4 protein-coding genes are annotated in these 7,256 nt (G+C 66.4%); all 4 read left to right on the top strand.

The genetic code is table 11. The features are described from left to right. Nucleotides 1-3 precede the first annotated feature (3 nt). The 4 genes from gcvP to RTW82_RS31385 all read left to right on the top strand — a co-directional run bounded on the left by gcvP (nucleotide 4) and on the right by RTW82_RS31385 (nucleotide 6,780). On the top strand, nucleotides 4-2,868 hold the full coding sequence (gene gcvP / locus RTW82_RS31370) for an aminomethyl-transferring glycine dehydrogenase (RefSeq protein ID WP_316927547.1): 2,865 nt from the start codon (nucleotides 4-6) through the stop codon (nucleotides 2,866-2,868). A gap of 153 nt (nucleotides 2,869-3,021) precedes the next feature. Beyond that, nucleotides 3,022-4,398 carry an L-serine ammonia-lyase gene (locus tag RTW82_RS31375; protein ID WP_316927548.1) on the top strand — a complete coding sequence of 459 codons (1,377 nt, stop codon included), beginning with the start codon at nucleotides 3,022-3,024 and terminating at the stop codon, nucleotides 4,396-4,398. Between the two features lie 100 nt (nucleotides 4,399-4,498). Then, a complete protein-coding gene (gene gcvT, locus RTW82_RS31380; protein ID WP_316927549.1) occupies nucleotides 4,499-5,614 on the top strand; it encodes a glycine cleavage system aminomethyltransferase GcvT in 1,116 nt (371 codons plus the stop codon). 611 nt (nucleotides 5,615-6,225) lie between these two features. After that, entirely contained in the window at nucleotides 6,226-6,780 is a 555-nt protein-coding gene (locus RTW82_RS31385) for a hypothetical protein (RefSeq protein ID WP_263401865.1), read from the top strand. The last annotated feature ends 476 nt before the right edge of the window (nucleotides 6,781-7,256 follow it).

A 7,256-nucleotide genomic window follows, 5' to 3' on the forward strand; every position in this document is an offset into this window, starting at 1 on the left:
ACCATGCCCACCCAGACCAACGCCCTCGGCACCGCCAACGAGTTCATCGCCCGCCATATCGGCCCGCGCGAGACCGACATCCAGGCCATGCTCGACCTGCTCGGCCATGCCGACCTGGAATCTCTCAGCGCCAGCGTCATCCCCGACAGCATCAAGGGCACCAGCGTGCTCGACATGGGCCCGGGCCAGAGCGAGGCCGACGCCCTCGCCGCGATCAAGGCCATCGCCGGCAAGAACCAGCTGTTCACCAACTACATCGGCCAGGGCTACTACGGCACCCACACGCCCTCGCCCATCCTGCGCAACCTGCTGGAAAACCCCGCCTGGTACACCGCCTACACCCCGTACCAGCCGGAAATCTCCCAGGGCCGCCTGGAATCGCTGCTCAACTTCCAGACCCTGATCAGCGACCTCACCGGCCTGCCGATCTCCAACGCCTCCCTGCTGGACGAAGGCACCGCTGCCGCCGAAGCCATGACCTTCTGCAAGCGCCTGTCGAAGAACAAGGCCAGCAACGCCTTCTTCGCCTCCCGCCACTGCCACCCGCAGACCCTCGACGTGCTGCGCACCCGTGCCGAGCCCCTGGGCATCGAAGTGGTCGTAGGTGATGAGCGCGAGCTGACCGACGCCGCGCCCTACTTCGGCGCGCTGCTGCAATACCCGGCCAGCAATGGCGATCTGTTCGACAACGCCGAGCTGGTGGAGCGCTTCCACGCCGTCGGCGCCCTGGTAGCCGTGGCCGCCGACCTGCTGGCCCTGACCCTGCTCAAGGCGCCGGGCGAGTTCGGTGCCGACGTCGCCCTGGGCAGCGCCCAGCGTTTCGGCGTGCCCCTGGGCTTCGGTGGCCCGCACGCGGCCTACTTCGCCACCCGCGATGCCTTCAAGCGCGACATGCCGGGCCGCCTGGTCGGCGTCTCCATCGACCGCCACGGCAAGCCGGCCCTGCGCCTGGCCATGCAGACCCGCGAGCAGCACATCCGCCGCGAGAAGGCCACCAGCAACATCTGCACCGCCCAGGTGCTGCTGGCCAACATCGCCAGCATGTACGCCATCTACCACGGCCCGCAGGGGCTGACCCGCATCGCCAAGCGCGTGCACCAGCTCACCGCCATCCTGGCCCAGGGCCTGGCCAAGCTGGGCGTCACCGTCGAGCAGCAGAGCTTCTTCGACACCCTGACCCTGGCCACCGGCGCCCGCACCGCCGAGCTGCACGCCAAGGCCCGCGAGCAACGCATCAACCTGCGCGTGGTCGATGACCAGCGCCTGGGCCTGTCCCTCGACGAGACCAACACCCAGGCCAGCATCGAAGCGCTGTGGACCCTGTTCGCCGATGGCCAGGCCCTGCCTGCCTTCGCCGAGCTGGCCGCCACCATCCCCAGCCGACTGCCCACCGCGCTGCTGCGCGAGTCGGCGATCCTCGCCCACCCGGTGTTCAACCGCTACCACTCGGAAACCGAGCTGATGCGCTACATGCGCAAGCTGGCCGACAAGGACCTGGCGCTGGACCGCAGCATGATCCCGCTGGGCTCCTGCACCATGAAGCTGAACGCCGCCAGCGAGATGATCCCGGTCACCTGGGCCGAGTTCGGCAACCTGCACCCCTTCGCCCCGGCCGAGCAGTCCCAGGGCTACCAGCAGCTGACCACCGAGCTGGAAACCATGCTCTGCGCCGCCACCGGCTACGACGCCGTGTCACTGCAGCCCAACGCCGGCTCCCAGGGTGAATACGCCGGCCTGCTGGCCATCCGCGCCTACCACCTGAGCCGCGGCGACGACCAGCGCGACATCTGCCTGATCCCGCAATCGGCCCACGGCACCAACCCGGCCACCGCCAACATGGCCGGCATGCGCGTGGTGGTGACCGCCTGCGACGCCCGCGGCAACGTCGACATCGCCGACCTCAAGGCCAAGGCCGAAGAGCACCGCGAGCGCCTCGCCGCGATCATGATCACCTACCCCTCCACCCACGGCGTGTTCGAGGAAGGCATCCGCGAAATCTGCGAGATCATCCACGCCAACGGCGGCCAGGTGTACATCGACGGCGCCAACATGAACGCCATGGTCGGCCTCTGCGCCCCGGGCCAGTTCGGCGGCGACGTGTCCCACCTGAACCTGCACAAGACCTTCTGCATCCCCCACGGCGGTGGCGGCCCGGGCGTCGGCCCGATCGGCGTCAAGTCGCACCTGGCGCCCTTCCTGCCCGGCCACGGCCACATGGAGCGCAAGGAAGGCGCGGTGAGCGCCGCGCCCTTCGGCAGCGCCAGCATCCTGCCGATCACCTGGATGTACATCCGCATGATGGGCGGCGCCGGCCTGCGCCGCGCCTCGCAGCTGGCGATCCTCAACGCCAACTACATCGCCCGTCGCCTGGAAGAGCACTACCCGGTGCTTTACACCGGCACCAACGGCCTGGTGGCCCACGAGTGCATCCTCGACCTGCGCCCCCTCAAGGACAGCAGCGGCATCAGCGTCGACGACGTGGCCAAGCGCCTGATCGACTTCGGCTTCCACGCCCCGACCATGTCCTTCCCGGTGGCCGGCACGCTGATGATCGAGCCGACCGAGAGCGAATCCAAGGAAGAGCTGGACCGCTTCTGCGACGCCATGATCCGCATCCGCAACGAGATCCGCGCGGTGGAAACCGGTGCCCTGGACGCCAACGACAACCCGCTGAAGAACGCCCCGCACACTGCGGCGGAGCTGGTCGGCGAGTGGGCCCACCCCTACAGCCGCGAACAGGCCGTGTACCCGACCGCCAGCCTGGTGGAAGGCAAGTACTGGCCGCCGGTGGGCCGCGTCGACAACGTCTTCGGCGACCGCAACCTGGTCTGTGCCTGCCCGTCCATCGAGGCGTACCAGGACGCCTGATCGGCACGTGATCGTGGGGGCGGGTTCATTCGCGGATGAACTTGCCCCCACGCACCACCTTGCGCTTCAACGGTCGGGCCGCGAGGCCCGATCCCTCCCAGTGTCTACGCTGACCAATAACAACGAGCGCGATCCAGGCTCAGGAGCGACACCATGTCCCTCAGCGTCTTCGACCTGTTCAAGATCGGTATCGGCCCCTCCAGCTCCCACACGGTCGGTCCCATGCGAGCGGCCGCACGCTTCGTCGACGGCTTGCGTCGCGAAGGCCTGCTGGCGGGCACGGAAACCCTGAAGGTGGAGCTCTACGGCTCCCTCGGCGCCACCGGCAAGGGCCACGGCAGCGACAAGGCCGTGCTGCTCGGCCTGGAAGGCGAGCAACCCGACACCGTGGACACCAGCGGCATCGACGAGCGCCTGGCGCACATGCGCAAGAACGGCGAACTGCGCCTGGGTGGCGAAAAGACCATCCGCTTCGTCGAGAAGGATCACCTGGCGATGATCCGCAAGCCCTTGCCCTTCCACCCCAACGGCATGATCTTCCGCGCCTTCGACGCCGCCGGGCTGCAACTGCGCTCCCGCGAGTACTACTCGGTGGGTGGCGGCTTCGTGGTGGACGAGGAAGCGGCCGGGCACGACCGCATCGTCGAAGACCAGACCCCGCTCGCCCACCCCTTCAAGACCGGCAAGGAACTGCTCGCCCACTGCGCCACCAGCGGCCTCTCCATCAGCGCGCTGATGCGCGAGAACGAAAAGGCCTGGCGCAGCCCCGAGGAAACCAGCGCCGGGCTGCAGCGCATCTGGCAGGTGATGCAGGACTGCGTGAAAGCCGGCTGCCGCAAGGAAGGCATCATGCCCGGCGGGCTCAAGGTCAAGCGCCGCGCCGCCGCGCTGTTCCGCCAGCTCAGCGAGCGCCCGGAAGCCGCCCTGCGCGACAGCCTGACGGTGCTCGACTGGGTCAACCTCTACGCCCTGGCGGTGAACGAGGAAAACGCCACCGGCGGCCGCGTGGTCACCGCGCCCACCAACGGCGCGGCGGGCATCGTCCCGGCGGTGCTGCACTACTACGCGCGCTTCGTGCCCGGCGCCAATGACGAAGGCGTGGAGCGCTTCCTGCTCACCGCCGCTGCCATCGGCATCCTCTACAAGGAAAACGCCTCCATCTCCGGCGCCGAAGTGGGCTGCCAGGGCGAAGTCGGCGTGGCCTGCTCCATGGCCGCCGGCGCGCTCTGCGAAGTCATGGGCGGCACCGTGCAGCAGGTGGAAAACGCCGCCGAAATCGGCATGGAACACAACCTGGGGCTGACCTGCGACCCGGTCGGCGGCCTGGTGCAGGTGCCCTGCATCGAGCGCAACGCCATGGGCTCGGTCAAGGCCATCAACGCCGCCCGCATGGCCCTGCGCGGCGACGGCCAGCACTTCATATCCCTGGACAAGGTCATCCGCACCATGCGCCAGACCGGTGCCGACATGAAGAGCAAATACAAGGAAACCGCTCGCGGCGGTCTTGCCGTGAACATCATTGAATGTTGATCAAAAGCAGCTTGAAGCCGAAAGCCGGAAGCCTGAAGAACACACCGGCTCCTGCTTCCAGCTTCAGGCTCCCAGCTTCCAGCTACCAGAAGGAATTCCCATGACCCTCGCAAAGACCCCCTTGCACAGCCTCCACCTCGAACTCGGAGCGAAAATGGTTCCCTTCGCCGGCTACGACATGCCGGTGCAGTACCCGCTCGGCGTGATGAAGGAGCACCTGCACACCCGTGAGCAGGCCGGGCTGTTCGATGTGTCCCACATGGGCCAGATCCGCCTGCGCGGCAGCGACGCCGCCAAGGCCCTGGAGAGCCTGGTGCCGGTGGACATCATCGACCTGCCGGTGGGCCTGCAGCGCTACGCCGTGTTCACCGACGCCAACGGCGGCATCCTCGATGACCTGATGGTGGCGCGCCTGGGGGCGGACGAGCTGTTCCTGGTGGTCAATGCCGCCTGCAAGGACCAGGACCTGGCCCACCTGCGTGCGCACATTGGCGACCGCTGCGAGATCGAGCCGCTGTTCGAAGAGCGCGCCCTGCTCGCCCTGCAGGGCCCGGCGGCGGTCACCGTGCTGGCGCGCCTGGCGCCCGAGGTGGCGAAGATGACCTTCATGCAGTTCGGCAGCGCCCGCCTGCTGGGCGTCGAGTGCTACGTCAGCCGCTCCGGCTACACCGGTGAAGACGGCTACGAAATCTCCGTGCCCGCCGACAAGGCCGAGGCCCTGGCCCGCGCCCTGCTGGCCGAACCGGAAGCCCAGGCCATCGGCCTCGGCGCCCGCGACTCGCTGCGCCTGGAAGCCGGCCTGTGCCTCTACGGCCACGACATGGACACCGCCACCACCCCCATCGACGCCAGCCTGGCCTGGGCCATCTCCAAGGTGCGCCGTGCCGATGGCGAGCGCGCCGGTGGCTTCCCCGGCGCCGAACGCATCTTCGCCCAGCAGCGTGAAGGCGTTGCCGCCAAGCGCGTTGGCCTGCTGCCCCAGGAGCGCGTACCGGTGCGTGAAGGCGCCGAGATCGTCGACGCCGACGGCACCGTCATCGGCCGCGTCAGCAGCGGCGGCTTCGGCCCCACCCTGGGTGCCCCGGTGGCCATGGGCTACGTCAACGCCGCCCATGCCGCCCTCGACAGCGAGATCTGGGCCGTGGTGCGCGGCAAGCGCGTGGCGATGAAGGTCGCCAAGACCCCCTTCGTGCCGCAGCGCTACTACCGCGGCTAACGCTTCACCCTCGATGCCCCGCAGGCTCCCCCAGCCGAAGCGAGGCCCTCAAGGCGGCGGTGCAAACCGCCGCCTTTTCTTTTTCCGGCACTCCAACCCAAGGCAGGGCCTATCCCGGAATGTAGGGTGGAGGTCGCTCTTTACCTCCACCGGCGATGCCCGGTGTCACAACCCAATCCCGAACCGTGCCACACCGCCGTAGGTTGGCGCCGAGCGCAGCGAGGCCCAACGGTGGTCAATGGGAAGGTGCCAAGGCTGTTCGCGAGCAGAGCTCGCTCCTACGGGCCTCGCTCCGAAGGACGATTCTTGGCACGAATCCGCGCCGCCTGGGTGCTTCTTCGCGAATGAATTCGCTCCCACAAAGCGGGTACAAGCAGTAGCCTGCGGGCCGTTCAATTCATTACATTCAAGATTACAAAACACTCGTAACTTATTGATTAATATGAAATTGAAAAATCTAGAATTTACTTTAACTTTTGCCGACATCCGCTTGAAAACAGGCGATTCAGGCGCCGAAACCTCGCCGTAATACTTCTGGCATATCACAGTCATCTCGCCGTCACACGACTCGGGCAGATTCGCCTCTCACCAATCCTGGGGAGGACCATGAAATGCCCTGCAAGAAAAACCTGATCAAATCGCTGACCCTGGCCGCGCTGGCCGTCGCCATCTCCGCCTGCAGCACCCCGCCGGCCGCTCCGGCCAAGGTCGAGGCGCTGAACAACGAAGACTGGTACCAGGTCCGTACCGAGAAGGAACTGTTCGTCTTCGACGACTACGCCACCTACCGCGGCTATATCGAGAACGGCACTGCCCCGCTGAAGAAGGCCACCGGCAAGAAAGACGGTTTCGACCGCGACATCACCCTGATCCTCAAAGCCGAAGACCAGGGCAAGGAAGCCAAGACCAGTGCCCAGCGTTTCCTCGACGTGAGCCTGCCGCCGGCCCTGCCGTTCTACGGCGAGCTGCGTGACGAAGACGGCATCATTTATGTATTCAGCCGCTACGGCGACATGATCGACATGTACAAGATCGGCGAACCCACCTTCAGCTACGTCGACATCGGCGGCGGCCCGCAAGGCCAGCGCGTGGTCTACGTCCTGACCAAGGAAGAGCCCAAGCCCGAGAAGCAGATCGCCCTGTTCCACAGCAAATACAACATGTGATCCGCTAAGCACGGTCACCCAACGGCAGCGCCTTGGCGCTGCCGTTTTCATTTATGTGGAAAATGCCGGCGGTGGGAGCGAACTCATTCGCGAAGGAACCCGACACCAACCCACTCGGGAACACCCGTAGGGGCGAATTCATTGGCGCTGTCTGCGTTAGCTGTTGTGGTTTTAAAGCAAGGGCTCAAGCACGGCCCTTTCCGGGCCCCAAAGGGTTTGTGCCACCTCCACCGCATGGGTTTCGCTCCGCTCTACCCATCCTACGAAAGTCCGTGCGCACCACGTGGCAATGCGTTGGACGAAGAAAGTTGGAGCAGCCSCCCAAAGGGTTTGTGCCACCTCCACCGCATGGGTTTCGCTCCGCTCTACCCATCCTACGAAAGTCCGTGCGCACCACGTGGCAATGCGTTGGACGAAGAAAGTTGGAGCAGCCGCCAACGCCCCTCCAGGAGGCCGAACGCAGTCGTTGCGCCGGG

The organism is Pseudomonas sp. zfem005 (assembly GCF_032621735.1).
Classification (GTDB): Bacteria; Pseudomonadota; Gammaproteobacteria; order Pseudomonadales; family Pseudomonadaceae; genus Metapseudomonas; species Metapseudomonas solani.